The organism is Streptosporangium sp. G12, from assembly GCF_052983175.1.
Genome location: NZ_JBRIQO010000026.1, coordinates 85,356 through 111,434 on the forward strand (window position 1 = coordinate 85,356; position 26,079 = coordinate 111,434).

Below are 26,079 nucleotides of genomic sequence, written 5' to 3' on the forward strand. Positions count from 1 at the left end.
CCGCCGGGCCTGGTGGGGCCGGTGGTCAGGTGAGCGGGGCGTGACGGGTCCAGGGGTGGGCGGCCTCGAGCTGGCCGGCCAGAGCCAGGAGCTGTGCCTCGCCGCCCGGTGCCGCGACGAGCTGGACCCCGATCGGCATGCCGTTGGAGTGCCTGCCGTACGGGACGTTCATGGCCGGCCAGCCGGCCATGTTCCACGCGGCGGTGGCGGGTGCGTACGCCAGGTTGACGCGGACGTTGGCCAGCAGCCCCCGGCGGCCCCAGCGCTCGGCGGGCGGCGGCACGGCGGCGAGCGTCGGGGTGACGAGCACGTCGGCGTTCCCGAACCACTGGTCGGCGCCGTACGCGCGCCAGCGGTCGCGGCCCGCCGCGCCGTCCGCCCCGAACCTGGCGAGCAGCCGGCCCATCCTCGCCAGGGACCTGGTGCGCCGTTCCAGCCCGCGCGGGTCGAGGCCCTCGACGTCGCCCCTGGCGCACGCGAACCAGGTGGCCACGGCGGCGGCGCCGACCCGGAGGGACATCCGCTCGGCGTGGTCCACCACGGTGTGCCCCGCCGCGCCCAGCGCCTCCGCCGCCCCGGTCACCGCCCGCTGGAACTCGGCGTCCACCGAGAGTCCCGGCGGCAGCGGCATCGGCGCGACCGCGACCCGCAGCCTCAGCGGCTCCGACAGGGTGAGCCCGCCCGGATAGTCGTCGATGGCGCGGCCCACGCCCAGGGCCTCGCTCTCCCCGGGCGTCGCCAGCGACATGTCGCCCGCCATGACGGCGAGGGCGAGGGCGAGGTCGGCCACGGTGGTGGCCAGCGGCCCGTTCTCCGACATCCCGTACCAGTCGTGCTCCGGCGGCGGGACCAGCCCGTGTCCCGGCTTGATCGAGAGCAGGCCGCAGCAGGCGGCGGGGATGCGCAGCGAGCCCAGCCCGTCGTTGCCGTGGGCCAGCGGTACCATCCCCGCCGCCACGGCCGCCGCGCTCCCGCCCGAGGAGCCGCCGGGGGTGCGGCTCGGATCCCACGGGTTGCGGGTGACGCCGTACACGCTGTCGGAGAATCCGGCCAGGCACAGCTCCGGCACGTTGGTGATGCCGACGACCACCGCGCCCGCCGCCCTCAGCCTGGCGACCACGGGGTGATCCTCGTCCGCGGGCACGTCGGACGTCGCCGCCGAACCGTTGCGCGACGCCTCCCCGCGGGTCGCGACATTGTCCTTGATCGCGATCGGCACCCCGGCGAGCGGCAGCCCGGACAGGTCCTCCCGCTCCTGCAGGGCCCGCGCGTCGGCCAGCGCCCGCTCGGCGAGGACCACGCGGAACGCCCCGACCCGCCCGTCGCGCTCGGCGATGGCGTCGAGGTGCTCGGCGACCACCACGGGTGCCGTGACCTTCCCCCGTCGCACGGCCTCCGCGATCTCCACTGCGGAACTTCCCACCCACGACATGCACCGAGTGTGGTCTGGCGAATGCGTAAGGGGAAGCGCCCCACGTCTCAATCAGATGACTTGTCCGGCTCATCGGCGTTATTTCGCCCGGCGTGACCGGGCTTCCGGCCCGCCGGAGTCAGCGGCGGGGGTTGGTACGGCGGGTGGCGGTGGCCGACAGGGGATCGTCGGGCCAGGGATGCCGGGGATAGCGCCCGCGGAGCTCGGCGCGGACCGCGCGGTAGCCCTCGCGCCAGAAGGAGGCCAGGTCGGCGGTGACGGCGGCCGGGCGGCCCGCGGGGGAGAGCAGGTGGATCACCAGCGGGACCCCGGCGACGCGCGGGGCCTCGGCCCAGCCGAACAGCTCCTGCACCTTGGCCGCCAGCACCGGCCGCTCGCCCGAGTAGTCGATCCTGACACGCGACCCGCTCGGCACCTCGACCCGTTCCGGGGCCACCTCGGCCAGCCGGGCGTTCCACGGGACCAGGCGGTGCAGCGCGGAGACCACGTCGAGGCGCTCCAGGTCCGACCGGCGGCGGGCTCGCGACAGCTCGGGCTCCAGCCAGCGGTCGGCCGCGCCGATCAGCGCGTCGTCGTCGGTCGCGGGCCACGGGTCGCCGAGCGTGCGGCGGCAGAAGGCCAGCCGCTCGCGCAGGGCCACGGCCTCGGGCGTCCAGCGCAGGATCGACAGGCCCTCCGCGCGCAGGCCCTCCAGGACGGCGGGCCGCACGTCGGCGCCGCGGAGCGCGCCGCTGGACAGCTCGATCGCGCCCAGCCGCTCCACCCGCCGCGCCGACACGTCGCCGCGCCGCCCTCCCGGCGGGATGTGCCAGGTGATCTCCTCACCGGAGCCGTACAGGGAGGCCGCGGCGAACCTGGCGATCTCCTCGTCGATCACCACCGCCTGCCTGATCCTGGCGGACGCCGCTCCGGTGGGCCGGTCGGCGACCGCGACGGCCAGCCACTCCGCCGTCTCCAGCCGCGACCCGCGCGGCAGCTCCGCGGCCGTTCCCGAGGCCATCAGGTACGAGCCGCCGCGCCGCCGCGCCACCCGCTCCGGGTAGGCCAGCGCCACGACCGTCCCGGCCACGGCGTCGTCGCTCCCGGCCGTCTCGCCGTTCCCCGGCCGGACGGCACCGCCCGCCGTCCGGCCCGTACGCCGGGCGGTGCCGGGCACGGCCCGCGCCAGGCGTCCCGCCTCCTGGCGCCAGCGGGCGGAGAAACCGTCACCGCCCCGGCGCGCGGAGCGCCAGACCGCCACCAGGTCGTCGCCCGCGTCCCTGGGCAGTTGCTCCGACAGCAGCGCCACCACCTCGGCGGCCCGGGACCCTGCGCCGATCCCGTCCGTGCCGGCGTCGATCAGGGCCCGCGCCAGGCGCGGATGGACCCCGACCCCGGCCATCCGCCGTCCCCGGTCGGTCACCCGGCCCACGGGGGGAAGGCCCGGCGAGTGCTCCGGCGCGCCCGGTGGCCGCGGCGTGCCGGGAGAGTCCAACGCGCCCAGGGCGTACAGGGTGCGGCGGGCGGCGTCCATCGCGGCGGCCGGCGGCGCGTCGAGCAGGGCCAGGCCGGTGGCGGCCGGATCGCCCCAGCAGGCGACCTGGAGGGCGAAGCCGGTCAGGTCGGCGAGCGCGATCTCGGGTCGCGCGTGCTCGGGCAGCCGGTCGTGCTCGGCCCGCGACCAGCACCGGTAGACCACGCCCGGCGCCTCGCGGCCCGCCCGCCCCGCCCGCTGGGTGGCCGAGGCCCTGGACGCGCGGACGGTGGTGAGCGAACCGAGACCGCGCGCGTGGTCGGTACGGGGCTCCCTGGCCAGGCCGGAGTCGACCACGATCCGCACGCCCGGCACGGTCAGGCTCGACTCGGCGACCGAGGTGGCGAGCACCACCCTCCTCCCGTCGCCCGGGGAAAGGACCGCGTCCTGGACGCGGGCCGGGGCCTGGCCGTGCACCTGGAGGACCTCGACGCCGGGGAGCATCGCGGCCACCCGGCCGATCTCGCCGACGCCCGGCAGGAAGCAGAGCACGTCCCCCTCGTGCTCGGCCAGCGCGCGCCGTACGACACCGGCGACGTGGGCCAGGAACGCCGGGTCCACCCGCATGCCGTGGGGCGGTGCGATGGTCCCGGCGGGCGGTGCCCAGACGGGCGTGACCGGGTGCATGGTGCCGGAGGCGTGCACGATCGGCGCGGGTTCACCGGGTTCACCGGGTTCACCGGGTTCACCGGGTTCACCGGGTTCACCGGAGGCATCGGAGGGGACGGCGTCGCCGGGGGAGCCGAGGAGACGGGCCCAGGGGGCGGCGTCGGCGGTGGCGGAGGTGGCGACGATCCGCAGGTCGGGGCGGAGCGCGGCGCGGACGTCGAGGAGGAACGCCAGCGCGGTGTCGGCGTCCAGGTGGCGCTCGTGGCACTCGTCGAGCAGGACCGCGTCCACGCCTTCGAGCTCGGGGTCGCGCTGGAGCCGCTGCAGGAGGACTCCCGTGGTGACGACCTCGACGACCGTTCTCGGACCCACCCTGCGCTCGCCGCGTATCGAGAACCCGACCTCCGCCCCCACCTCGGACTCCAGCAGCCACGCCATCCGCCTCGCCGCCGCCCGTACCGCCATCCGCCTCGGCTCGGCCACGATCACCCGCCTGGGCGCCGAGCCGTCGAGGAGCCCGGCCAGCGCGAGCGGGACGAGCGTGGTCTTGCCGGTGCCGGGGGGAGCGGTGAGCACGGCGACGCCCCGCCCGTCCAGCGCCGCGAGCAACTCGGGCAGAACGTGACGTACGGGCAGGCCGGACCAGTCGGAACGCACCCGTCCAGTGTCCCCGAGTCCGGTACCGGGTGGGACGCCGCCCGGGACGGCCGATTCCCGGCCTCGTCCCGTTGAGTGGGAAAGCGACGCCGACGAGTGCGGGGGCCTCAAGGCCGGATGCGAGCAGGCCGTCACGAGCGTCTTCGGGGAATGCACCACGCTGCCGCGGCCCAGCGTCATCCTCGGTCCGCACGAGTACGTCGGCCGCATCCCCTGGTGGCTGTCGCGGATCCATGCCGGCGGCGAGGTTCTGGCGCCCGGCCGCCCCGAGTGGCCCATCCAGCCGATCGACGTCCGCGACGTCGCGGCCTGCGCGCCGGACGTTGCTGAACGGAACCTCGCGGGGTCCTCGACCTGGCCGCGCCGATCGGACACTCCACGTTTGGGGCGTTCCTGGGCGCGTGCCACGACGTGGCCGGCGGCTCGGCCGAACAGTCGGCGCTCTCATTGCTCTGTCAGCACATGAGCAATCTCGTCGGCAAGCGCTGGGTTGGTGGCTGCGATGAACATCTGGCGCCGATCCATCGCCTCGGCGATATCGCCCAAGGTATCGAGCTGGTAGTTCAGTGAGATGGGCTTGCCCTGGAGGTCGATGACGGTCCCGCCGGCCGCGCTGAGGATGTAGTGGCCTGGGGCCAGGTCCCATATTGCGAAGCCCTTTGAGAACTCGATCGTCGCGTCCGTGAAGCCGGCAGCGACATGGCACAAGCTGACGGAGCCGAAGTCCACACCGATACGGCCACGGCTGTTCCCGTTGCCGGCAGGCTGGTTCAGTTTCTCGATCAGGCGGTTCTGCTGGGCCAGTGCCTGAAAGCGGTCGGGCTTCATCAGGAAGTTGGTGATGAGGGCTTCCTGTACGGGCACGGCTTGCCTCGGCCGGAGGGGATGAGTGACGCCGTTCTGCTCACGCAGGAACGCGTGATCCTGGCCGGCCTCGTCACGGGCCGCGGTGTAGATCTGGAGGTGGTGGAAGATGTCACCCACCACGGCCGCGATCGGACGTGCGAGGCTTCGCGAGTAGACCATGACGTGCGTGTAGCCGTAGAGGGAACGAACAGCCATCTCGCTCGTGTCCAGCGGATCCACGAGGACGCACAGGTCGGGGTCAGGGTCGTCGCCTATGACCTGCGGGTCGGCCTCTTCGCTGGCGTAGACGAAGGACGGGAAGATCTCTGAGAGCAGTTCCCGATAGCGGTCGTGGAGGAGCAGGTCGTAGTCGGACAGGAAGTTGCCGGTGTGCCGGGCGTTCGTGCGGTCGGCGTGCTTGCCCGAGAGGGCAGCGCCGATGAGCTGAGGGCGAATCTCACTGATCAGCGTGGATACCAGGGTTGTGAGATCTTCGGCGATGCTCGGAAGCTGGGCCTCGGGCACTGCATGTACCTCCGTTGTCAGCGTAACTCCAAGGGTGGTTCGATCCCCGGAAACGATGGGTTGCATGACTTGCAGGCCGACGACGGCCGCCAACCCCGAGCAGACGCTTCATGACGACGTCGGGATCTACACCCAGTACATGACGCCCGATCTCATCGAGGCGATCGCCTACCGGGGCGCCGACCCCGCTGACGATCCGCGCTGGGCGGAGTCCGGCGCCGCTACCCACGAGGAGTACGCCCGGTGGGCTCAGCACTGCTGCGGGATGGCTGACCTCCAGATGATCCTCGACCACCGTGACGGCTACGCGCCGCCGATGATGGAGCTGCTGCGCGGGGTGCTGCCCTACGGCGGCTACGTCGAAGACGGCCAGGGCCGGATCAAGGGCCTGTACTACCAGCCGTTCGCCGACTACGTCCGCGCTGAGCACAGCCTGGACGCGACCGTCCATCCGCACCTGACCATGCAGGAGATCCCCGGCTTACTGGCGGCCGGGTGCTTGGTGATGGCCTCGGTTCACAAGGAGATCCGCCGCCCCGATCTGCCCGCGCCCGGCCGGGGCGGCCACCTGGTCCTGCTCACCGGCCACGACCATGGGCTGATTCACCTGCATAATCCCTCCGGCCACACGCCCGGCGCTCGCCGGGCGAGCCTGCCCGTCGACGTGTTCGAAACGTTCTTCGGTGGCCGTGGCATCGCCTTGCTCGCGTGCTGGAACAAGCCATGGGAATCAAGGTATTGATCTCGGTGGACATGGAGGGCATCGCCGGGATCGTTCACCCTGCGGAGACCACCCCGGAACGCTACGACTATGAACGTGGTCGGCGATTGATGACGGCAGCGGCCAACGCCGTGGTGGCGGGGCTGATTGGTGCCGAGCCGACAGCCGAGGTGCTGGTGGCCGACTCCCACGGCTCCTACCGCAACATCCTGCCCGAGGAACTCGACCAGCGAGCCCGGCTGATCCGTGGCAAACCTCGTGAAATGGGCATGCTGGCGGGCTTGGAAGTGGGAGCCCAGGTAGCGATGTTCGTGGGGTACCACGCCCGCGCGGGTGCCAGTGGCGCCGTACTCGCTCACACCATCGCCGATGCCATCCTTGACGTCCGCATCAACGGCCGCTCGTACGGCGAGATCGGAATCAACGCCCTGTTGGCGGGCTCATACGGCGTACCCGTCGTGCTGGCCAGCGGAGATGAGGCCGCATGCGACGAGTTCAGCGCGCTGGCGCCCCGGGCCGTCACCGTGCCGGTCAAACGAGGCCTCGGCCAGCACGCGGCCGACACTCTTCACCCACAGGAGGCACAAGACCGCTTGCGTCAAGGCGCCGGCCAGGCGATGCAACTCCATGCCGACAATCCGCCGACCCTGGTTTCTCAACCGCTGCAGGTCGAGGTCGATCTACATCAGCCACGCTCGGCAGACCTTTCCGCCCTCATTCCCGGCGTCACCAGAAGCGGGCGCACCGTTGTCTTCACCGCCGAGACCATGACAGCCGCCTACGGCATGCTCCAACTCATCGCCCTGCTCACACAGATCGGACCGTGAGCGGGAGCGGCGGCTAACGGTGACGGGGGACACGGCCGGGGGTTCGCGCCTGCGGTGGTGTTCGTCGTGCTGGGCGGGGGAATGATCCCTCTGTGATCGGTCTGACCGCTATGTTCCTCACCGCTGTGACCGCCTACCAACACGCCGCCCGGCTGCGGGCGGACGACCGGCAGCCTCCCGCCGGAGCCGGGCTTGCTTCGGGGAGTGGCGCCTCGCGGCGGTCGCCGAGGGGGGCCGCAGGGCCGCCCGCGGAGGGCGTCCGTGAAGTCCGTGGAGCCCGTGAAGGTCAGGAGCCCGTGAAGGCAGGGAAAGCCGGGAAAGCCGGGAAAGTTCGTGAGGTCCGGGACCGGGGAGCCCCGCCCGCCACCGTGTGATCCATAACGCGGAGGCGAAGAGTGTGTCTCGGGAACATGTCAAATGGGTTACGACGGTTTTAACGTGCGCTGGTAAGGGCCGGTGATACGGGTCACAGGGCCACAAAGGAGCACGTCATGACCGCATCCCTTCCCGCGGGTCTACTCCGCATCCTTCTCACCCTGTCGCTCGGACTGCTCGGACTGCTCGGACTGCTCGGCGCGGCGACCGCGACGACGTCTCCCGCGCGAGCCGCGTCACTCGTCCAGGTCGGCTCGTTCGGCAGCAACCCGGGCAACCTCACCATGTTCAGCTACCGTCCCGACGGATCGACCGCCGGGCGCCCGCTGGTCGTCCTGCTGCACGGCTGCCAGCAGAACGCGAGCGGCTACTTCGCCAACTCGGGATGGCGCAAGTACGCCGACCAGTCGGGATTCACCCTCGTCCTGGCGCAGACCAGTAGCGCGAACAACGGGTTGAGCTGCTTCAACTGGTTCGAGACCGCCGATACCACCCGGGGCCAGGGCGAGGCCGCCTCGATCCGCGCGATGGTCGCCTACGCGGTCTCCACCTACGGGACCGACCCGGCGCGCGTCTACGTCTCCGGCCTGTCGGCGGGCGGGGCCATGTCGGCCGTCATGCTCGCCACGTACCCGGACGTCTTCGCGGGCGGTTCGATCGGGGCCGGGCTGGCGTACCGGTGCGCCACCAGCATCCTCCAGGCCTCCCCCTGCCAGCGCGGTCCGGTCAGCAAGACCCCGCAGCAGTGGGGCGACCTGGTACGCGGCGCCCACTCCGGCTACTCGGGACCGTACCCGCGCGTCGCGATCTGGCAGGGAACGGCCGACCCCACCGTCGTCCCGGTCAACGCCGCCCAGCTGCGCGACCAGTGGACGAACGTGCGGGGCGTCTCGCAGAGCCCCACCTCCACGCGGAGCCTCACCGGCGGCACCTCGCTGAAGGTGTACGGGAACGACGTGGTGCGCGTGTACGAGATCGCCGGCATGGGACACGGCCTGCCGATCGATCCCGGCGGCGCCGCCGACCAGTGCGGCAGCGCGGCGGCGTACTTCCTCGACACCATCTGCTCGGCCTACCACGACGCGCAGTTCTTCGGCCTGACCGGTGGCACGCAGCCGACCCCGAACCCGACCGTCACGCCGACCCCGACCCCGACCCCCACCCCGACGGTGCCCCAGACCTGCGTCAGGGCGAGCAACTACGCCCACACCGTCGCCGGACGGGCCTACCAGTCCGGCGGCTACACCTACGCCAACGGGTCCAACAACGCCATGGGCCTGTGGAACACCCTCATCACGCACGGTCTCAAGCAGACCGGTCCCAACCACTGGGTCGTCGCCGACAGCGAGTGCTAGCGAGCCCGCGGACGGCGGGAACCCGAACGCGACCGACCGGTCGATCAGCCGGCCGGTCGCGTTCGTTCGCGACATCGCCCGCGTCGCGGGCGCGCACCGGCCGATGCGCCTCGGTGTATCCACGGCGCGTGCGACCATCCCGCGCCGATCGAGGACGAAACCATCCGCGATCATCGACCCCGGCCGGAATCGAGGGCTACGGGCGCGAGGCGTATCGCAGGGACTCGGCGGCGGTGAACAGGGAGGCTCCCAGAAGGACGACGTCCTTCAGCAGGAACTGGCCCGCGAGGGAGAGCTTCGGCTCCCCGCGCCTTTCCTGCCAGGCCTCCGGCGTGGTGATCAGGAAGCTGAGCGTGGTGGTGAACATCCCCGCCGCCGCCAGGCTGCCGAGCGCCGAGGCCCTGGGGGCGAACGACTTCGCTGCGATCAGCGATCCGATGACGATCTCCGCCACGCCGATGAGCCTGGCCAGCCGCTGTTCACCGAGCTTGGTGGCAAGTCGCGAGAACGGCGGACTCGAGGTGATCAAGGGGCGGATGTTCTCGACCTCGTAGTCTTCGAACTTGAGCCGCCCGATCACCACCAGGTTGAGCGCCAGCCCGAAACGAAGCGTCGAGGCCCCCGCGATCTGGAGATTGCAGGCGGTCGTGGGTCGCGTTCTCATACAGGTATCCCCTCGCATGGTGCGTCGCGAATGTCCTGCGTGTGCCCAGTCTACGCCGGGCTGTATTCAGCGGCGCCGGGCAGGACCGCATGCCGGCCGGGGAGTGCGGGGGCATCGGCCCACGAGCCGATGGAGCGCTCCGTCATCTCGATCGTTCCGGTGTGCCGGCACCTGCCGGCACACCCGGCTCGTCACCGGCGTCGGGAGTCAGATGGTGTCGCCGATGGCGCGGGCGGCGTTGATCAGGCCGATGTGGCTGAAAGCCTGCGGGAAGTTGCCGAGGGGCTCCCCGGTGGCCGAGTCGACCTCCTCGGCGAGCAGACCGACGTCGTTGGCGTACGACGCGGCGGTCTCGAACGCCCTCCTGGCCGCGGCGCCCTGCCCCATGAGGGCCAGGGCCTGCGCGAGCCAGAAGGTGCACAGCAGGAACGTGCCCTCCTGGCCGGGGAGCCCGTCGGCGGCGTGGTAGCGGTGCACCAGGCCTCGATCGTCGGTCAGGTGGGTGGCGATGGCGTGCACGGTGGACCGCACCCGCGGATCGTCCGGGGAGAGGAACCCGACCATGGGCATCACCAGCACGGCGGCGTCGAGGTCGGTGCCGTCGAACGTCTGGGTGAAGGCACCCGCGCGCTCGTTCCAGCCCTGAGCCAGGATCGCGGCGCGGATCTCCTCGCGAGTGCTCGTCCAGTCGGCGATCCGGGCGTCGGCCCCCAGCATCGGGGCCAGCGCGATGGCCCGGTCCAGTCCCACCCAGCACATCAGCTTGGAGTGCGTGAAGTGGCGGCCGGACCCGCGGATCTCCCACAGGCTCTGGTCCGGCTCTCGCCAGCGACGGGCGGCGGTCTCAGCCACCCCGACCAGAAAAGCGCAGGTGAACGGGTCGAGAGGGCCGGTGTCGCAGTAGACCTGATGGGCCGCGTCGAGCAGCTCCCCGTAAACGTCGATCTGGCGTTGGCGCCAGGCGTCGTTGCCGACCCGCACCGGCGCGCTGCCCCGCCAGCCGCGCAGGTGCGGCAGGTGCCGTTCGCTCAGATCGCGCTCGCCGCCCACGCCGTACATGATCTGCAGGTCGACGCCCCGGTCGAGCTGGGTGGCACAGGCGTTGGCGAGGAAAGTGAAAAAGGCGGTCTCCTCGATCTCGCAGGTGGCGGTGGACAGGGCCTGCAGGGTGAAGCTGGCGTCCCGGATCCAGGTGTAGCGGTAGTCCCAGTTCCGCTCCCCGCCGATGCTCTCGGGCAGGGAGGTGGTGGCCGCGGCCACGATGGCCCCGGTGGGGGAGTACGTCATCGCACGCAGCACCCGGCCACTCTGGTTCACCTGTTCACGCCACGGGCCTTCGTAGTCGGCGTGATGCCGTGACCAGGAGCGCCAGCCCGAGACGGTGTCCTTCGCCCGGCGCGCGATGTACGGGGGAGTGCGGCACAACGGGTCGGGCGCCCACGCCCAGCCGGCCTGCAGGGCGAACCCCAGGCTCTGTCCGGCGCGCAGGGTGACGGCGGTGTCCGCGACCGAGCCGCTCACCCGCAGCTCGACGGGGCTGGACAGGGCGAGGACGTTGGCCCCGCCACGCGAGATCAGGCCGCCTCGGACAGGCTGCATCAGGGGGTGGACGAGCCCGAACTCGGGTCGCGGCACGTACGCCATCTCCACGGGCACGCGACCTTCGACGCAGGTCACCTGACGCAGGAGCAGGCCGGGCGAGGACGCGCCCAGCGAGTGCCCGCGTTCCCGGCTGCCCAGGGCGAGCGCATCGAGGAGCACCACGGTTCCGTCCCGGCCGCGGAAGGTGGTCTCGAGCACCAGGGTGTGCTCCAGATACCGGCGGGTGACCTCGGTGGGGCCGGTGGGGCGGATCGACCAGTATCCGGCGTCCTCGTCGAGCAGCCGGGCGAAGAGCGCCGGACTGTCGAATCGCGGCAGGCACAGCCAGTCCACCGAGCCGTCGGAGGTGACCAGCGCGGCGGATCGGCAGTCCGACAGCAGGGCGTAGTCGTTGATCGGTCGCGTACTCAATGGGCACCTCGTCCCTCCCCCGGGAAGGATCGTGGAGTTCGCGGCGAGCCAGGCGGTTCGGGTGGCCCGGGTGGTTCGGGCGGGCGGGGGGCGGAGGGGCTCTGCCCTGTTTCTTCCCGCTTTTCACCAAGACCGTTCACTTGACGAGCGAAATTCTTTTCCCGGGCGAGGAGATGGCCAAGAAGGGCGCGGTGACGGCCGGCCCCTCCGGACCAGCCGTGATCATTTGGCGGACAGGCTCTAGGCCGAGGGGTCGAGGACCCCGAAGCTCACCAGGGCGATGATGATGATCCCGAGGGCGATCCGGTAGATCACGAAGCCGGTGAAGCGGTGGGTGCTGATGTACTTCAGGAACCACGAGACCGCCAGGTAGCCCACGATGAACGAGATCACGGTGGACAGGATCGTGGGGCCCCATTCGGGCGCCGCACCCTCGCCGATCTTGAACAGCTCCAGGAAGCCCGCGCCCAGCACGGCCGGGATGGCGAGCAGGAAGGAGTACTTCGCGGCCTCCTCGCGGCGGTAGTCCAGCAGCAGCCCGGCGCTGATGGTGCCGCCGGAGCGGGACACGCCGGGGATCAGGGCGAGCGACTGGGCGAAGCCGTAGATCAGGGCGTGGGTGAAGCTGAGGTGCCGCTCCAGGGTGAGCCTGTTGCGGGCGGTGTGGTCGGCGAACCACAGGATCAGTCCGAAGACGATCAGCGTCGTGCCGATCAGGCGCAGGTCGCGGAAGGCGCCCTCGATGGAGTCCTTGAAGAGCAGGCCGAGCACCACGATCGGGATGGTGCCGACGATGACGTACCAGCCCATCCGGGCGGCGTAGTGGCCGCGCAGGTCGGGGGTCCACAGGGAGCGGGTCCAGGTGGAGATGATCTCCCAGATCTCCTTGCGGAAGTAGATGACCACCGCGGCCTCGGTGCCGAGCTGGACGACCGCGGTGAACGCGGCCCCCGGGTCCGGCCAGCCGAAGAACGCCGACACGACCCTGATGTGGGCACTGGAGGAGATCGGCAGAAACTCCGTCAATCCCTGAATCAGCCCGAGGACCACCGCTTCGAACCAGCCGATCACTTCAGCACCTTCCGTACCAGCGCGTGCGTAACCTACGCGAGGCTAGCGGAGCGGCGGAGCAACTGTGACCCGGCCGTACGGCCGATGCCGACCGCGCTTCTTTCGTGATCGGCCGTAAACCGAACCCGCCCGCCAGACGGTAGTCATCATCGGAACACCGAGGCGGAGGCACGATGACCGAGTTCGCGGAGTACGTCGAGCAGCGCCACGAGCGGCTACTGCGAGCGGCGTACCTCCTCACCAGAGACTGGGCGATCGCCGAGGACCTGGTGCAGACCGCGCTGGCCAGGGCCTGGCTCGCCTGGCAGCGGATCGACGGCGATCCCGACCCGTACGTCTACCGGATCATCACCAACACCCACGCCTCCTGGTGGCGGCGGCGCTGGCGGCGGGAGGTCCCGACGGGGGAACTGCCCGACCGGCCGGACGGGCGGGACTTCGCGAGCGACGTCGGCGACAGGGACGCGCTGTGGACGGCGATCGGCACCCTGTCGGGGCGCCAGCGCGCGGTGGTCGTCCTGCACTACTTCGAGCACATGCCGCTGACCCAGGTGGCCGGGGTGCTCGGATGCTCGGTCGGGACGGTGAAGAGCCAGCTCAACAGGGCTCTCACCCGGCTCAGGGTGGATCAGGGGATCCAGGCGACGACGGGAGTACGCAGATGAGCAACACCGAGAACGACCTCAGGGCGCTCCTGGAGGAGCGCGGCGCGGGCAGCGGCAGAGGCGGCGGGAGCGGCAGAGGCGGCAGAGACGGTGGAGACGGTGGAGACGGTGGAGACGGTGGAGACACGGCCCGGCTGGAGGCGATCCTCGCCAGGGGCCGGGCGATCCGGCGGCGGCGGACGGCGGCCACGGCCGCGGCGGTCGTCACCGCCGGGGCGCTCGCGGTCGCCGTGGTGGCGCCGTCGCTGTCCGCCGGAGGCGGGGCGGAGGCGCCGATCGTGGCCGTCGCCGCCGACCCCACGCCCGTTCCTCCGCCCGTTCCCACCGCCGTCCCCGGTAAGGACCTTCCCGCGACCGTCAACGACCTGCGGAACCGTCATGAAATGCGGCTGATCCACGCGTACCGGTCGAATACCTTGGGCGTGAAACGCACCGTGAAGTTCACCCCGACCAGTGTCTTCACCGGATTCCGGGTCGTCTGCGAGGACCCGAGGGCAGTGGTGGTCAAGGTGATCGGGACGGGGAAACACAGATCGGGCTCCGCCGGCGAATGCGGCAGCGGCTGGCCGGGGCTGATCTCGCAGCACGACGAGAGGTCGGTGCCCCCCGGCTGGACGTCGCGCGAGCAGAGTGCCACGGTCTGGGTGCTTCCCCCCAGGCCGCGTATCTCCCGTGAAGCGCTCAAAAAGCTGAAGTGCCCGGAGAAGGAAGTGGAGAGGACGGGGATGTGCCGCGGGCATTACATGATCTGGGCCCTGATAGGCCCGCGGATGGACACGCGGGTGCTCGAGCGGGTGCTGGCGAATGTGGGCAGCAGGCCCGGCCGCTGGGCGATCGGCGTCTACGACCGCCCGTCCTCCTGACCCGATCCCCCGGCCCTCGGGACGACTCCCGTCAGACGGCTCGGCCGCGAGCGTACCTGGCCGCCATCGTGTGGAACACCTCCTTCGGCGCCCAGCGCTCCCGGTCGAGCATCCTGACCACGCCGTAGGAGGCGAGGTCACCGTCCCCGACGCGGCCGAAGCCCGCGAAGGTGAACCAGAGCGCGGTGTCCACCCCTTCCTCCTCGAAGACGTCCAGCAGCTCGGTGAAGTAGCGCACCTGCTCGCCCTCGTCCCGTACGGCGTCCTCGGGCGGCAGCCAGGCCATGCCGCCGCGCTCGCCCGCGCCCCGCCAGGCGCAGGTGCCGAACTCGGTCACCGCGACCGGCTTGCCGTGCTTGAACTTCTCGCGCAGCTCCTCCCTGAAGGTGCCGGCGTTGTAGGCGGCCCGGTAGCTGTCGGCGCCGACGATGTCGAACGGGCCCCAGTCGACGAACTCCCATGGGGCCGCCGCGTAGGTGATCCGGCCGCCGAAGCGGGGCCTGACGACGGCCGCGCTCTCGGCCAGGAAGCCGTTGAGCCGTTCCAGGACGGGGCCGAGCGAGGACCACCACTCCAGGTCGGCCTCGTCTATCGTCCGCATGCGGTCGCGGTACGTGGCGCCGGGGATGAACCCGGGGCCGAACGCGCTGATCTCGCACCCGGCCACGAACACCACCTCGGCCCCGCCGCGCCGTACGGCCTCGGCCCGCTCCGCGGCGTCGGCGAAGGTCGAGAGCATCGCCTCGGCCGGGAGATCGACCGGGAAGGGGGCGAACCAGATCTCGAGCCCCGCCGCGGCGGCGTGCTCGGCGGCGACGCTCAGCCGCGCGGGGTCGCCACCGGAGATCCGTACGGCGTCGCAGTGCAGTTCGCCGGCGATGACGTCCATGTCGTGCCGGACGGCGCCGGGGTCGAACACCTTGCGGGTGTTGTCCTGGCCGGGGAGGAACCCGGTGTCATAGTTGATCCCTTTCGCGCGCATTACTCTCCCGGTTGGTCGAGACCGTGTTCCAGTAGGTCGAAGGCGAGCTCGACGTCCCCGCAGAGGCGGCTGCCCGCCTCGTCCAGCGAGGCGCCGGAGACCAGGTGGCGGAAGAACCTCTCCTGCAGGGTCAGCACCGAAGCGGTGATCTGGGCGGCCATCAGAGCGGCCGTCAGCTCGTCGCGCTCTTCGGCGAGCACCCGCGCCAGCGCCAGGCGCTGACCGTGGAGCAGGTCGTTCGCCCCGCTGCTGAGCGCGGGGCTGGAGAAGATCACTCGCATCTGGACGATCAGCGTGTCCCTGTCCACGGCCTCCGCGGGCTCGGTGGCGAATCCGCGGTAGTACGCCCGCAATGCCTCCAGCGGTGACTGCCCGGGAGGCCGCGCGGCGACGATCCCGGCCAGGTCCTCCTGACCCACTCCCCGCAGGACGAGTGACTCCTTGGTCGGGAAGTACTTGAACAGCGTCACCTTCGCCACCTCGGCGGCCTCGGCGATCTCGTTGACGGTCACCGCGTCGAAGCCGCGCTCGGCGAACAGCCGCAGCGCCACCGCGGCGATCCGCCGTCGGGTCTGCTCCTTCTTCCGCTCCCGTAGTCCTGCCATGCGAGTACGGTAAAGGCGAACCGAGTTCAAAAGCAAACCCGGTTTATTTTTCTTGGCGACAGGGACGGGTCACGACGGGGAACGGGGAGGCAAGCGGGCCGGTTGTGGCGCGCGGCCCGGCGAAGGTGGCATATTGCCTGGGCGCGGTCCGGAGGGCGACGATCGGAGAACGGGAAATGACGGACAGGACGATCGCGGACTTCTGGTTCGACCCCTCCTGCCCCTACACCTGGATCACCTCCCGGTGGCTGGCGGAGGTGGAACGGGTGCGGCCCGTCGAGGTGCGCCGGCACGTGATGAGCCTGTCGGTGCTCAACGAGGGCCGCGACGAGGATCCCGAGGGGGACACGGAGGGGTACCTGTGGGTGCCCGTGCGCGTCTGCATGGCCGTGCGGCAGGAGTACGGCCAGGAGGCGCTCGGGAGGCTCCACGCCGCGATGTGGACCGTCGGGCGCGCTCGCGGGGATGACTGGGCCGGTTCCCTGCACGACTCCCTCGTCGCCGCCGGCCTGCCGCCGGAACTCGCCGAGGCCGGGACGTCGACGGCCTACGACGAGGCGGTGCGCGCCTCGCACGCGGAGGGCATCGGCCTGATCGGTGAGCACGTCGGCACCCCGGTGGTCGCCGCCACCGGCCCCGCCACCGGTGGCGAGCGCGTGGTGTTCTTCGGCCCGGTGATCTCCCGGACTCCCGTGGGCGAGCAGGCGGGCCGCCTGTGGGACGGGACGCTGCTGGTGGCCGCGACCCCGGGGTTCCACGAGCTCAAGGGAGCCCCGCACGAGGAGCCCCGGCTCGACGATCCGAGCTGAGCTGACGGACCGCGGGCCCCGGAGGGGCCTTCCGCGAGCGGTCCTTTTCGAAGGCGGTTCTTCCGCGAGGGGTGCGACCCGCGTGCCGGGCCGTCCGGAGGGGTCCGGACGGCCCGTGGAGGGGAAGGCGCGGGCCGCACCCGGTCTCGCTCACCGCAGCCGGGTCACCGTCCCGCTCACTGGCGGGTCAGCTTGACGTCGTCCACCCCTGCCTCGACCAGGGAGGCGCCGGAGGCGTCACCGGCCTCGACCAGGATCCGGACGCTCTGCCCCGCGAAGGCGGAGACGTCGACGTTGGCCGCGCCCCAGGCACCGTTGCGGTTGGAGGCCGCGCCGAGTTGCTGGAACACCTGGGTGGTGGTGGAGCCGACGACCTTCACCCGCAGGAAGTCGGCGCTGGAGGCGTTGGAACCGTGCGCCAGATACCAGGAGAACGCCAGCTTGAGCGTGCCCGTCGACGGCAGGGTGACCGCCGGCGACCGGACGCTGGTGATGCCTCCGTCGATGTCGTGGTCGCCCGCGGCGGTGCCCGCGAGCCTGCCGGTGACCAGGTCGTTGGTGCCGCTGACGGTGGTGCCGAGCTGCTTGGCGCCGCTGGAGGCGGTGGCCTCGGGGTCGCCGCGCTCCCACAGGCCGGAGGTGGCGGTGTCGGTGCCGGACGGGTTGGTCGTCCAGCCGGTCGAGGTCTCGAAGGTGTCCTGCCAGACGACCGTCGGAGGCACGGCGGTCGCGGTCGTCCACACCGCGTAGGCGATGGCGTCGGCGTTGCGGTTCAGCGCGGTGTCGCTGATGTTGGACGTGGTGTCGCACGCCCGGTGGTAGCAGGGATCGAACGCCTGCCCCGCCGTACCGCCCCACAGGGTGGCCTGGGCGCTGGACTTGATGCCCTCGGCGCCGGTGAAGGTACCGCCCGCGGGGATGCCGACGGCGATGAACGGCCCGTAGTCGGAGCGGCCGTCGAAGTCGGTGCCCCGGGTGGCCACGCCGATCGAGGTGAAGTACGCCTGGAGCGTCGACTCCAGCTGCGCCGAACCCGCCGGGCCGGGGCCCGAGCCGACGCCGTCGGAGTTGTCGCCGTCGTAGACGAAGTATCCGGCGTTGGGCGAGCCGACCATGTCGAAGTTGTAGTAGCCCTTGACCTTGGCCCGCTCGGCGGCCGGGAGGTTGTTCACGTAGTACTGGGAGCCGCGCAGGCCCAGCTCCTCCGCGCCCCACCAGGCGAAGCGGAGGTGCTTGGTGGGTGCCAGCGACTGGCGGGAGACCTCCAGGGCGGTCTCCAGGATGGCGGCGCTGCCGGAGCCGTTGTCGTTGATGCCCGGTCCGGCGGTCACGCTGTCGAGGTGGGCGCCGACCATCAGGATGTCGTTCGGGTCGCCGCCCGGCCAGTCGGCGATGACGTTGTAGCCGGTCGCGCCGTTGTAGGTGAACGACTGCAGGGAGGTGGTGAATCCCGCCCCGTCCAGCAGGCCCCTGATGTAGTTGGCCGAGGCCAGGTAGCCGGGGCGGCCGTGGGCGCGGTTGCCGCCGTTGGCGGTGGCGATGGACTGGAGCTGGGTGAGGTGTGCCTTCAGGGCGGTCAGCGAGATGTCCGGTGGGACGGCGGCCGACGCCGACGGTGCGGTGAACGCCAACGGGATGGCCAGGATCGCCGCCATGCCCATGGTCCACAGACTGCGCATCATGCTCCTCGGGTTTGAGGGTGTGTGGGTCCCCCGAGCGGCGCGCACCCGTGGCGGGTGCGCGCCGTACAGCGTGGTGGTGCGCTTGCGGAGCGGTCCCTAGCGGGCGGCGCCCTCGTGTGCCGCCGCGGTCCTCGCCGCGGACTTGGCCACCGCGGCGTTGCGGTCGGGAATGCCGGTCAGGTCGTAGGCGAAGTACGCGGTGGCGTAGCCCACGGCCTTGGAGTTGCGCTCGAGCGCGGCGGCGTTGATGTTGTCGATGCCGTCGCAGGCGGAGTGGTAGCAGGGGTCGTAGGCGATGCCCGCGGTCCCGCCGAACTTGGCGGCCTGCTCGGGCGTCTTGATGCCCTCGGCGCCGGTGAAGATGCCGCCGGCCGGGATGCCGTTGGCGATGAACGCGCCGTAGTCGGAGCGGCCGGTGAAGTCGGTGCCCTCGAACGGCAGGTTGCGCTTGGCGTAGAACGCCTCGAGGCGCTTCTCGATCTCCGGCGATCCGGCCGGGCCCGCGGGGGCGCCCTCGGCGTCGGAGTCGTCACCGTCGTACAGGAAGGTGCCGTCGTTCGGCGAGGCGATCATGTCGAAGTTCAGGTAGAGCCTGATCTTGTCCTTCTCGGCCTGCGACAGGCCCGCGACGTACTGGTCGGAGCCGAGCAGGCCCAGCTCCTCGGCGCCCCACCAGGCGAAGCGCACCTTGTACTTGGTCGGCACGTGGGCCAGCTTCAGCGCGGTCTCCAGGACGGCGGCGCTGCCGGAGCCGTTGTCGTTGATGCCGGCGCCCTCGGGCACGCTGTCCAGGTGGGCGCCGACCGCGACGATCTCGCCGGACTTGCCCCAGCGGGTGTCGGCGATCAGGTTCTTGGTGCGGCCGACCGTGGTCTCGGCGTCGACCTTCAGGCGGACGGTGGTGTTCGGGCTGTCGGCCAGGTCAAGGCCGACGGCCGTGCTCGCCATCACGATGGGGAAGCCGAAGCGCCACTCGATGATGTCGAAGACGAGCGGGTCGGTACGGCCGGGCTGGCCCTCGTTGAAGAAGATCACACCGGCCGCGCCGGCCGCCTTGGCGTTGGTGGCCTTGTCGACGAACGGGCAGGTGCCGCGCTGGATCAGCGCGATCCGGCCGGGGACGAACCCGGCGAAGTCAGAGGTCTCACAACCCGCCGTCGAGGTGTTCGGGGTCGGCGCCGGCGGGATGACGGCGTCGACGACCTGTACCTGCGCGGTGACGTCGCCTCCGCTGGAGGAGACCACGGTCACGAAGTCGGCCGGGTTGGCGTAGGTCTTCGCCTCGGGGGCCGTCTGCTGCAGGACGGAGGGGCTCGCCTCCTCCCAGCCCAGCGGGAACTCGACGTCGGTCGTGGAGGTCTTGTACCCGGCCTTGCGCAGCTTGTCCTGCACGTAGGCGAGGGAGGCGTCGTAACCGGGCGTGCCCGCGGCGCGGTTGCCGCCGTTGGCGGTCGCGATCTCCTGGAACTTGTCCAGGTGCTTCTTGACGTTGCCGCCCTTGATCTGCGTCGCGAACACGTTGGCGAGGACGTCGGTGACGCCGGGGGACGTGGTCGCGATGGTCGCGCTCGCCGGGACGGTGAAGGCGAGGGGGAGAGCGATGGCCGTGACCAGGGTGGCGGCCTGGACCATGCTGCGTCGTAACCTCAGGCGCATAGCGCTCCTCGGGGTGGAACGGAGGGGGATCCCCTATTACGTACATGGCGGAACGTACCGTGATCAGCTGGTTTCGCCTAGATGCGCTGACGCTCAGGTGCACGAAAAGTTATCAAGCCGACCCTGACAGGGTTTTCTCAGGGATGTCTCGGGAACGGGTGAGTTCCGGTCGTTCGTTTGAAGAGACGAAGAACACCGATTCGGGGAGAGGTATCGTGCACCGTTCGAGAAACCACAAGATAATCGCCGGAGTCTGCGGCGGGATCGCGGAGACCCTCAACATGCCGCCCACCCTTGTCCGGGTGTTCTGGCTGCTGCTCTCGCTCATCCCGGGACCTCTGTGGGTCGCCTACGTGCTCATGTGGATCTTCGTCCCCAAGGCGCCGGCAGTCCGCTACTGAAAATAAGCTGGGGGCATGAGGCGACGCCCACTGTCCCTGGTCCAGGACGACCTGGTCGACTACGAGAAGGCGATGGAGCGGATGACCGACCTGGTCGGTCAGCGGCAGCGCGACGAGCGCCCCGACACGCTCTGGCTGCTCAGCCACCCGCAGGTGTACACCGTGGGCAGGCGAACCCCTGAGCAGCACCTGCCCGACCCCGCTCACGGCATCCCGGTCGTGAGCACGGGTCGTGGCGGGCAGCTCACCTACCACGGTCCCGGCCAGCTGGTCGGCTACCTGGTCGTCAAGCTCGATGAGGACGAGGGGATCGTCGACTACGTCCGCGAGGTCGAGCTGAGGCTCGTCGGCGCGCTCGGCGCGCTGGGCGTCCCGGCCGAGCGCCGCGACACCCCGCCGGGCTCGGAGCTGCTGACCGGTGTGTGGACGGCCGAGACGGGACGCAAGATCGTCTCGATCGGCATGCGGCAGAGCCGCGGCGTCACCAGTCACGGGTTCGCCCTCAACGTCGACGGCGACCTGACCCCGTGGGGCTGGGCGGTGGCCTGTGGCATGCCCGACGTCGACATGACCTCCATGGGGCGGGAGGCCCCCGCCGCCGCGGCCATGGACCGGGTCCGCGCGGCGGTGGCGGAGGCCTTCGAGGCGAGCTGACCGGCCCGGTCTCGGGGAGCGGGCCGGTCACCTCGTGCTCTCGGGGGCCCTCTGGGATCTCGGGACCTAGGTCAGCCGATCGGCTCCTTGCCGGCCGTGTCGGCGGCCGTGCCGGTCGGGTCGAACGCCTCGGCCATGTCGATCGTGCGGCGCGGGCCGGTGAACCAGTGCCTGGCCGACAGCGTCCACCACAGGCCCACGGCCAGCACCATCACGCCGACCACGATCGGCGCGTAGTTGACCGCGGTCCAGGTGAAGTCGTCGCTGAACGGCACGGCGGCCGGGACCAGCGGCATGATGAAGTAGATCGAGACGATGAAGATCTCGACGATGGCGATCCAGCACATGACCTTGTACTTCGGCCCCAGCGTCCAGGGCCCCGGCTGGAACCGGTCGCCCATCCGCAGCCGGAGCCAGATCGGGATCGCGAAGGCGATGTAGAGGCCGATGACCGCCACCGACACGACCGCGTAGAAGGCCAGCGGCAGGCCGCCGGGGGCCTCGTACAACGCGGGCAGGGTGAGGATCAGCGCGGACGCGCAGCCGAAGACGATCGCGTTGACGGGGGTCCGGTTGGCGTCCACCCTCGACCACAGGCGCCAGCCGGGGATGGCGCCGTCCCGGGAGAAGGCGTAGGTCATCCGGGACATCGAGGTCACGCAGCTCATCCCGCAGAAGAACTGGCCGATGGTGGAGATCGCGAAGATCGCCGTGGCCAGGTTGCCGGGGAGCGCGCTGTCGAAGATGGCGCCGACGAAGCCGCCCGCCTCGTTGACCGCGTCCACGTCGGTGGCCGCGAACAGGAAGGCGAGCAGCAGGATCCAGCCGCCGATCGCCGAGTAGAAGATCGACTGCCACAGTCCCCTGGCGGCGGCGGTGGAGGCGCCCTGGGTCTCCTCCGACACGTGCGCGCACGCGTCGAACCCGGTGATCGTGTACTGGGTCAGCAGGAAGCCGAGCGGCAGCACGTAGAACCAGTACGACGAGTCGGAGAAGCCGGAGTTGTTGATCGTCTCGGTGAAGACGAACGACATCGACTGGTGCGAGTCGGGGCCGAAGACCAGGATCAGCACGACCACCGCCGCGCCGAACACGTGCCACCACACCGAGACGTTCTGCAGCGTCGAGATCAGCCGGTGGCTGAAGATGTTGATCAGGGCGTGCAGCACGAGGATGACCGCGAACAGGATGAACGCGTTGGTCAGGCTGGGGTCCCAGCCGGCGAAGAACCGGCTGAGGGTGATGTTCAGGAAGGTGGCGCAGCCGTAGTCGACCGAGGCCGTCACGGCGATCAGGCCGATGAGGTTGAACCACCCGGTGAACCAGCCGTGGATCGGCTTGCCCATCTTCGCGGCCCACCAGTAGATGCCGCCGGCGGTCGGATAGGCCGAGACCAGTTCCGACATGCACAGCCCGATGATCAGAATGAAGATCGAGATCAGCGGCCACCCCCACGCGATGGCGACGGGGCCACCGTTGTTCCAGGCCTGGCCGAACGTGGTGAAGCAGCCGGCCAGGATGGAGATGATCGAGAAGGAGATGGCGAAGTTGGAGAAGCCGCTCCAGGTTCTGGAGAGCTCCTGCTTGTAACCGAGTTCCGCGAGGCGCTTCGCGTCCTCGTCGACGGAGCCGACCGATGTTGGCTTGGTCACTCAAGCCTCCTTGCGTGGTGGTGCGGGGGGTGGGGAGATCCGGCGCTCGCGCCCCGGACGTCGTCGACGAGCCGTCCGAACCCGGGGTCGTCCAGGTCCCGTACGGCTTGCGAGAACTTGTCGGCCGCCTCCGCCTTGTAGTCGAAGTCGGCGTCGGCCGCCTGCTCCTTGAGCAGCCCGTGGTGCACGGCGAACCAGAGCGTCCAGGTCAGGTTGGACATGATCAGGTTGAGCCGGACCCTGGAGGTGAGGCGCCGGTCGTCGGTGCCGAAGTAGGCGCGGGCCAGCCGGGCGGTCAGGTCGGGGTCGTAGTCCGCCTCGGCCGCGATGTCGCCCAGCTCGAAGGCCGGGTCGTTGTTCCCGGAGAGCTGGTAGTCGACGATCCTGACCTCGGCGCCGCAGCGGATGAAGTTCTCCGGCAGCAGGTCGTTGTGGCACGGCACCGTGGGCAGCGGATCGGCGGCCAGCGCCCGTTCGATCTCCGCCGCCGTGGGAAGACGGTCCTCGTAGCCGTCGGGTGTGCTCAGTTCGTGGGTACGGCAGAGGGCGAGGAACTCGTCGAGCTTGCGGAAGATGGAGAAGTCGTTGACGAACCTGGGTCCGGCGTGCAGCCGGCGGCAGGCCGCCGCGATGGGGCCCGGAATCGTCCGTACGGCGTGGGCGTCCAGGGTGGCGCCGTCGAGATACTCCAGGACCAGCGCGCCCGGCAGCCGGTGCAGCACCCTGGGGCCGACTCCCGCGTCCGCCGCGTGGAGCGTGTTGGCGATCTCCTGGTCGAGCGGTATGCCCAGGCCGGCCTCCGAGACCCGGGGATCCAGCACGCGCAGCAGCCATCGCTGCCCGTCGGCCGTGGTGAGCCGGGAGATCCGGTGGCTGAGACCACCCTTGATCAGAGTCTCGGTCACGGGCTGGTCAGCCCATTTACGGACGTCCGCTAGAGGATCTGGCATGCCGCCCTCCTTTGGCCTACCTTCATACCATTGATCCAATTCTGTGGACTAGGTGTTACAGAGGGGTTGCGCGCCTTGAAACTTCCCAGTTCCGCGCGGGCCGTCGTGATCGGCGGCGGGGTGGCCGGTTGCAGCGTCGCCTACCACCTGGCGAGGCTCGGCTGGACCGAGGTGATCCTCGTCGAGCAGCACGAACTCACCGAGGGGACCACCTGGCACTCGGCCGGATTCGTGGGCCAGCTCCGCTCCACGGTCACCCAGACCAAGATGATCATGTATTCGGCCGGCCTCTACCCCGAGCTGGCCGAGCTCACCGGGCTGGACCCGGGATGGCGCGGGGTGGGCGGCCTCCGCCTGGCGACCACGCCCGAGCGGGTGGAGGAGTCGCTGCGGCTGGCCGGGGCCGGGGAGACCTACGGCCTGGGCCTTGAGGTCGTCTCCGGCGCCGAGGCCAAGGAGATGCTCCCGCTGCTGCACGCCGACGACGTGCGGGCCGCGCTCTGGTTGCCCGGGGACGGCTGGCTGGACCCGGCGCTGCTGGCCAGGGCGCTGGCGGCCGGGGCGCGGAAGCTGGGCGTGCGGATTCACACCGGGACCCGCGTGACGGGACTCGACGTGGCGGGAGGCGCGATCACCGGGGTACGGCTCGCGTCGGGGGCCGGGGGCTCCGACGGCTTCGAGGAGTGGTCGGTCCAGGCGGAGACCGTGGTCGTCGCGGCGGGGGCGGCCAGCGGGCGGGTCGGACGGCTGGCCGGTGTCGATATTCCGGTCGTGCCAATCAAGCATCAATATGTCACCACCGAATCATTCGGGGTCCCGTCGTCCATGCCCACGGTGCGGGATCCGGACAACATTGTCTATTTCCGGGAAGAAAACGGCGGGATTCTGGTGGGCGGATATATTCGCGATCCAGAAATCTGGGACACGGTTGCTCCATTGGACGAGCCGCGAACCGTCTTTCCCCCAGATATGCCGAAATTTCGGGAATCGTGGGAATCGGCGGTGCGACGGGTTCCCGAGCTGGGCCGTACCGAGATCACGAAGGTCGTGCACGGCCCCGAGGCGTTCACCCCCGACGGCGAGTTCCTCCTCGGCGAGACCCCGGTCCGCGGGCTGTGGGCGGCGGCCGGCTTCTGCGTCCACGGCCTGGCCGCGGCCGGGGGCGTGGGCAAGGTCATGGCCGAGTGGATCGTGGATGGCTCGCCCGAGTACGACATGTTCGGCATGGATCTGCGGCGCTTCGGGGCCCATGCCCGTTCCGCGTCGTGGACCCGGGCCAAGGCCCTCGACTCGTACTCGAAGTACTACGACATCGTCTACCCCGGCGAGGAGCGCACCGCCGCCCGGCCGCTCCGCCGCTCCCCGGCCTGGGTGCGGCACGTGGAGCTGGGAGCGTCGTTCGGCGAGAAGTCCGGCTGGGAACGGGTCAACTGGTACGAGCCCGGCCGTGATCTTCCCCCGGACGACCGGAGCCCCCGCCCGGACGGCTGGGCGGGCCGGATCTGGTCGCCCGCCGTGCGCGAGGAGTGCCTGGCCACCCGCGACGCCGCCGGTCTCTTCGACCAGACCTCGTTCTCCAAGCTGGAGGTGTCGGGGCCCGGGGCCCTGGAGGGGCTGCAGCGGGCGTGCGCCGGGCGGCTCGACCGGCCGGTGGGCTCGATCGTCTACACCCAGCTCCTCAACGAGCGCGGCGGCATCGAGGCCGACCTGACCGTCACCCGCCTGGCGGAGGACCGCTTCCGCCTGGTCACCGGCACCGCCTTCGGCGTCCACGACGCCGCCTGGCTGCGCGGCCGGGGCCTCGACGTCCGCGACGTCACCTCGGCGCACGCCTGCTACTGCCTGTGGGGTCCCAGGGCGCTCGACATCCTCGGTTCCGTCTCCGGCGACGACCTCACCTTCGGCTACATGAAGGCCAGGGAGATCAGCGTCGGGAACGTCCCGGTACTGGCCCAGCGGGTGACGTTCGTCGGCGAGTTCGGCTGGGAGCTGTACTGCCCGTCGGAGTACGGGCTGACGCTGTGGGACACGCTCACGGAGGCGGGAACGCCGCACGGCATGCGCCCGGCCGGGTACCGTGCGATCGACTCGATGCGCCTGGAGAAGGGGTACCGCGTCTGGGGCATGGACATCACCCCGGAGACCACCCCCCACGAGGCCGGCCTGGGCTTCGCGGTCGCCCGCGACAAGGACTTCCTCGGCCGCGCCGCCCTGGAGGCCGGCGCGGGTGCCGGAGCGCCGGCACGGCGTCTGTTCTGCCTGGTCCTGGACGACCCCCGCCAGGTCTGCCTCGGCGGGGAGCCGGTCCGCGCCGGCGGCCTGCCCGCCTCGCGGGTGACCAGCGGCGGGTACGGCCACCGTGTCGACCGCTCGATCGCCTACGCCTACCTGCCCGGGGACACCGCCCCCGGCGACCGCGTGGAGGTCGGCGTCACCGGCACCTGGGCGGGCGCCGTCGTCACCGCGGAACCCCTCTACGACCCGTCCTCGGAACGGGTCCGGCGCCTGCCGTCCTGACCGTCCCGGCGGGCGCTGGCCCCACCGGCCAGCTG

General features: G+C 70.9%; 21 protein-coding genes. 9 read left to right on the plus strand and 12 right to left on the minus strand.

Annotated features, from left to right (window positions below; translation table 11 throughout):
* Positions 1 to 25: 25 nt before the first annotated feature.
* The 3 genes from ACVCAG_RS34380 to ACVCAG_RS34390 all read right to left on the minus strand — a co-directional run bounded on the left by ACVCAG_RS34380 (position 26) and on the right by ACVCAG_RS34390 (position 5,582).
* The gene (locus ACVCAG_RS34380; RefSeq protein ID WP_440082641.1) at positions 26 to 1,432 is read right to left on the minus strand and encodes an amidase family protein; all 1,407 of its coding nucleotides are present in this window, start codon (positions 1,430 to 1,432) and stop codon (positions 26 to 28) included.
* Between the two features lie 118 nt (positions 1,433 to 1,550).
* Entirely contained in the window at positions 1,551 to 4,211 is a 2,661-nt protein-coding gene (locus ACVCAG_RS34385) for an ATP-dependent RNA helicase (RefSeq protein ID WP_447191103.1), read from the minus strand.
* 444 nt (positions 4,212 to 4,655) lie between these two features.
* A complete protein-coding gene (locus tag ACVCAG_RS34390; RefSeq protein ID WP_447191104.1) occupies positions 4,656 to 5,582 on the minus strand; it encodes an inositol monophosphatase family protein in 927 nt (308 codons plus the stop codon).
* 64 nt (positions 5,583 to 5,646) lie between these two features.
* Here ACVCAG_RS34390 and ACVCAG_RS34395 point away from each other — a divergent pair, with 64 nt between their 5' ends.
* From ACVCAG_RS34395 to ACVCAG_RS34405, 3 genes are all read left to right on the plus strand, one after another.
* Positions 5,647 to 6,324, plus strand: coding sequence for a peptidase (locus ACVCAG_RS34395; protein WP_440082644.1), 678 nt, complete (start codon positions 5,647 to 5,649; stop codon positions 6,322 to 6,324).
* On the plus strand, positions 6,291 to 7,130 hold the full coding sequence (locus tag ACVCAG_RS34400; RefSeq protein WP_440082645.1) for a M55 family metallopeptidase: 840 nt from the start codon (positions 6,291 to 6,293) through the stop codon (positions 7,128 to 7,130). Before ACVCAG_RS34395 ends, ACVCAG_RS34400 begins: the two co-directional genes overlap by 34 nt.
* 491 nt (positions 7,131 to 7,621) lie before the next feature.
* Complete coding sequence (locus ACVCAG_RS34405) at positions 7,622 to 8,860, plus strand: extracellular catalytic domain type 1 short-chain-length polyhydroxyalkanoate depolymerase (protein ID WP_440082646.1); 1,239 nt, start codon at positions 7,622 to 7,624, stop codon at positions 8,858 to 8,860.
* A 196-nt stretch (positions 8,861 to 9,056) separates the two neighbouring features.
* Here the strand turns inward: ACVCAG_RS34405 and ACVCAG_RS34410 are convergent, their stop codons facing one another.
* The 3 genes from ACVCAG_RS34410 to ACVCAG_RS34420 form a co-directional block, all read right to left on the minus strand.
* The gene (locus tag ACVCAG_RS34410) at positions 9,057 to 9,524 is read right to left on the minus strand and encodes a DUF417 family protein (RefSeq protein WP_440082647.1); all 468 of its coding nucleotides are present in this window, start codon (positions 9,522 to 9,524) and stop codon (positions 9,057 to 9,059) included.
* A 207-nt stretch (positions 9,525 to 9,731) separates the two neighbouring features.
* Positions 9,732 to 11,537: a glycoside hydrolase family 15 protein gene (locus tag ACVCAG_RS34415; protein ID WP_440082648.1), complete on the minus strand. Its 1,806-nt coding sequence runs from the start codon at positions 11,535 to 11,537 to the stop codon at positions 9,732 to 9,734.
* 240 nt (positions 11,538 to 11,777) lie between these two features.
* Positions 11,778 to 12,608, minus strand: coding sequence for an undecaprenyl-diphosphate phosphatase (locus tag ACVCAG_RS34420; RefSeq protein WP_440070528.1), 831 nt, complete (start codon positions 12,606 to 12,608; stop codon positions 11,778 to 11,780).
* 173 nt (positions 12,609 to 12,781) lie between these two features.
* Here ACVCAG_RS34420 and ACVCAG_RS34425 point away from each other — a divergent pair, with 173 nt between their 5' ends.
* The gene (locus ACVCAG_RS34425) at positions 12,782 to 13,273 is read left to right on the plus strand and encodes a SigE family RNA polymerase sigma factor (protein ID WP_440082649.1); all 492 of its coding nucleotides are present in this window, start codon (positions 12,782 to 12,784) and stop codon (positions 13,271 to 13,273) included.
* Positions 13,270 to 14,136 carry a hypothetical protein gene (locus ACVCAG_RS34430; RefSeq protein WP_440082650.1) on the plus strand — a complete coding sequence of 289 codons (867 nt, stop codon included), beginning with the start codon at positions 13,270 to 13,272 and terminating at the stop codon, positions 14,134 to 14,136. Before ACVCAG_RS34425 ends, ACVCAG_RS34430 begins: the two co-directional genes overlap by 4 nt.
* Before the next feature lie 31 nt (positions 14,137 to 14,167).
* Here the strand turns inward: ACVCAG_RS34430 and ACVCAG_RS34435 are convergent, their stop codons facing one another.
* Positions 14,168 to 15,118: a hypothetical protein gene (locus ACVCAG_RS34435; RefSeq protein WP_440070525.1), complete on the minus strand. Its 951-nt coding sequence runs from the start codon at positions 15,116 to 15,118 to the stop codon at positions 14,168 to 14,170.
* A complete protein-coding gene (locus ACVCAG_RS34440; protein WP_440070524.1) occupies positions 15,118 to 15,723 on the minus strand; it encodes a TetR family transcriptional regulator in 606 nt (201 codons plus the stop codon). The genes ACVCAG_RS34435 and ACVCAG_RS34440 overlap by 1 nt, the downstream gene beginning before the upstream one ends.
* A 176-nt stretch (positions 15,724 to 15,899) precedes the next feature.
* Here ACVCAG_RS34440 and ACVCAG_RS34445 point away from each other — a divergent pair, with 176 nt between their 5' ends.
* Entirely contained in the window at positions 15,900 to 16,532 is a 633-nt protein-coding gene (locus tag ACVCAG_RS34445; RefSeq protein ID WP_440082651.1) for a mycothiol-dependent nitroreductase Rv2466c family protein, read from the plus strand.
* Between the two features lie 176 nt (positions 16,533 to 16,708).
* Here the strand turns inward: ACVCAG_RS34445 and ACVCAG_RS34450 are convergent, their stop codons facing one another.
* The gene (locus ACVCAG_RS34450) at positions 16,709 to 18,214 is read right to left on the minus strand and encodes a M28 family peptidase (RefSeq protein WP_440082652.1); all 1,506 of its coding nucleotides are present in this window, start codon (positions 18,212 to 18,214) and stop codon (positions 16,709 to 16,711) included.
* 96 nt (positions 18,215 to 18,310) lie between these two features.
* A complete protein-coding gene (locus ACVCAG_RS34455; protein WP_440082653.1) occupies positions 18,311 to 19,870 on the minus strand; it encodes a M28 family peptidase in 1,560 nt (519 codons plus the stop codon).
* A gap of 215 nt (positions 19,871 to 20,085) precedes the next feature.
* Between ACVCAG_RS34455 and ACVCAG_RS34460 the strand changes: the two genes are divergently transcribed.
* Positions 20,086 to 20,271 carry a PspC domain-containing protein gene (locus ACVCAG_RS34460; protein ID WP_344743060.1) on the plus strand — a complete coding sequence of 62 codons (186 nt, stop codon included), beginning with the start codon at positions 20,086 to 20,088 and terminating at the stop codon, positions 20,269 to 20,271.
* Between the two features lie 15 nt (positions 20,272 to 20,286).
* Positions 20,287 to 20,925 carry a lipoyl(octanoyl) transferase LipB gene (lipB, locus tag ACVCAG_RS34465; protein WP_440082654.1) on the plus strand — a complete coding sequence of 213 codons (639 nt, stop codon included), beginning with the start codon at positions 20,287 to 20,289 and terminating at the stop codon, positions 20,923 to 20,925.
* A gap of 71 nt (positions 20,926 to 20,996) precedes the next feature.
* On the opposite strand, the gene ACVCAG_RS34470 is transcribed toward lipB, so the two are convergent.
* Positions 20,997 to 22,577 carry an amino acid permease gene (locus tag ACVCAG_RS34470; protein ID WP_440082655.1) on the minus strand — a complete coding sequence of 527 codons (1,581 nt, stop codon included), beginning with the start codon at positions 22,575 to 22,577 and terminating at the stop codon, positions 20,997 to 20,999.
* Positions 22,574 to 23,527: a phosphotransferase gene (locus tag ACVCAG_RS34475; protein ID WP_447191105.1), complete on the minus strand. Its 954-nt coding sequence runs from the start codon at positions 23,525 to 23,527 to the stop codon at positions 22,574 to 22,576. Before ACVCAG_RS34475 ends, ACVCAG_RS34470 begins: the two co-directional genes overlap by 4 nt.
* A gap of 75 nt (positions 23,528 to 23,602) precedes the next feature.
* Here ACVCAG_RS34475 and ACVCAG_RS34480 point away from each other — a divergent pair, with 75 nt between their 5' ends.
* Positions 23,603 to 26,044: a GcvT family protein gene (locus ACVCAG_RS34480; protein ID WP_440082657.1), complete on the plus strand. Its 2,442-nt coding sequence runs from the start codon at positions 23,603 to 23,605 to the stop codon at positions 26,042 to 26,044.
* The last annotated feature ends 35 nt before the right edge of the window (positions 26,045 to 26,079 follow it).

What these genes read in the sequence shown, in the direction of transcription:
- ACVCAG_RS34380 (WP_440082641.1), bottom strand. Translation starts at nt 1,432, where the DNA reads ATGTCGTGGGTGGGAAGTTCCGCAGTGGAGATCGCGGAGGCCGTGCGA.
- ACVCAG_RS34395 (WP_440082644.1), top strand. Translation starts at nt 5,647, where the DNA reads ATGACTTGCAGGCCGACGACGGCCGCCAACCCCGAGCAGACGCTTCAT.
- ACVCAG_RS34405 (WP_440082646.1), top strand. Translation starts at nt 7,622, where the DNA reads ATGACCGCATCCCTTCCCGCGGGTCTACTCCGCATCCTTCTCACCCTG.
- ACVCAG_RS34410 (WP_440082647.1), bottom strand. Translation starts at nt 9,524, where the DNA reads ATGAGAACGCGACCCACGACCGCCTGCAATCTCCAGATCGCGGGGGCC.
- ACVCAG_RS34425 (WP_440082649.1), top strand. Translation starts at nt 12,782, where the DNA reads ATGACCGAGTTCGCGGAGTACGTCGAGCAGCGCCACGAGCGGCTACTG.
- ACVCAG_RS34430 (WP_440082650.1), top strand. Translation starts at nt 13,270, where the DNA reads ATGAGCAACACCGAGAACGACCTCAGGGCGCTCCTGGAGGAGCGCGGC.
- ACVCAG_RS34435 (WP_440070525.1), bottom strand. Translation starts at nt 15,118, where the DNA reads ATGCGCGCGAAAGGGATCAACTATGACACCGGGTTCCTCCCCGGCCAG.
- ACVCAG_RS34440 (WP_440070524.1), bottom strand. Translation starts at nt 15,723, where the DNA reads ATGGCAGGACTACGGGAGCGGAAGAAGGAGCAGACCCGACGGCGGATC.
- ACVCAG_RS34445 (WP_440082651.1), top strand. Translation starts at nt 15,900, where the DNA reads ATGACGGACAGGACGATCGCGGACTTCTGGTTCGACCCCTCCTGCCCC.
- ACVCAG_RS34450 (WP_440082652.1), bottom strand. Translation starts at nt 18,214, where the DNA reads ATGATGCGCAGTCTGTGGACCATGGGCATGGCGGCGATCCTGGCCATC.
- ACVCAG_RS34455 (WP_440082653.1), bottom strand. Translation starts at nt 19,870, where the DNA reads ATGCGCCTGAGGTTACGACGCAGCATGGTCCAGGCCGCCACCCTGGTC.
- lipB (WP_440082654.1), top strand. Translation starts at nt 20,287, where the DNA reads ATGAGGCGACGCCCACTGTCCCTGGTCCAGGACGACCTGGTCGACTAC.
- ACVCAG_RS34475 (WP_447191105.1), bottom strand. Translation starts at nt 23,527, where the DNA reads ATGCCAGATCCTCTAGCGGACGTCCGTAAATGGGCTGACCAGCCCGTG.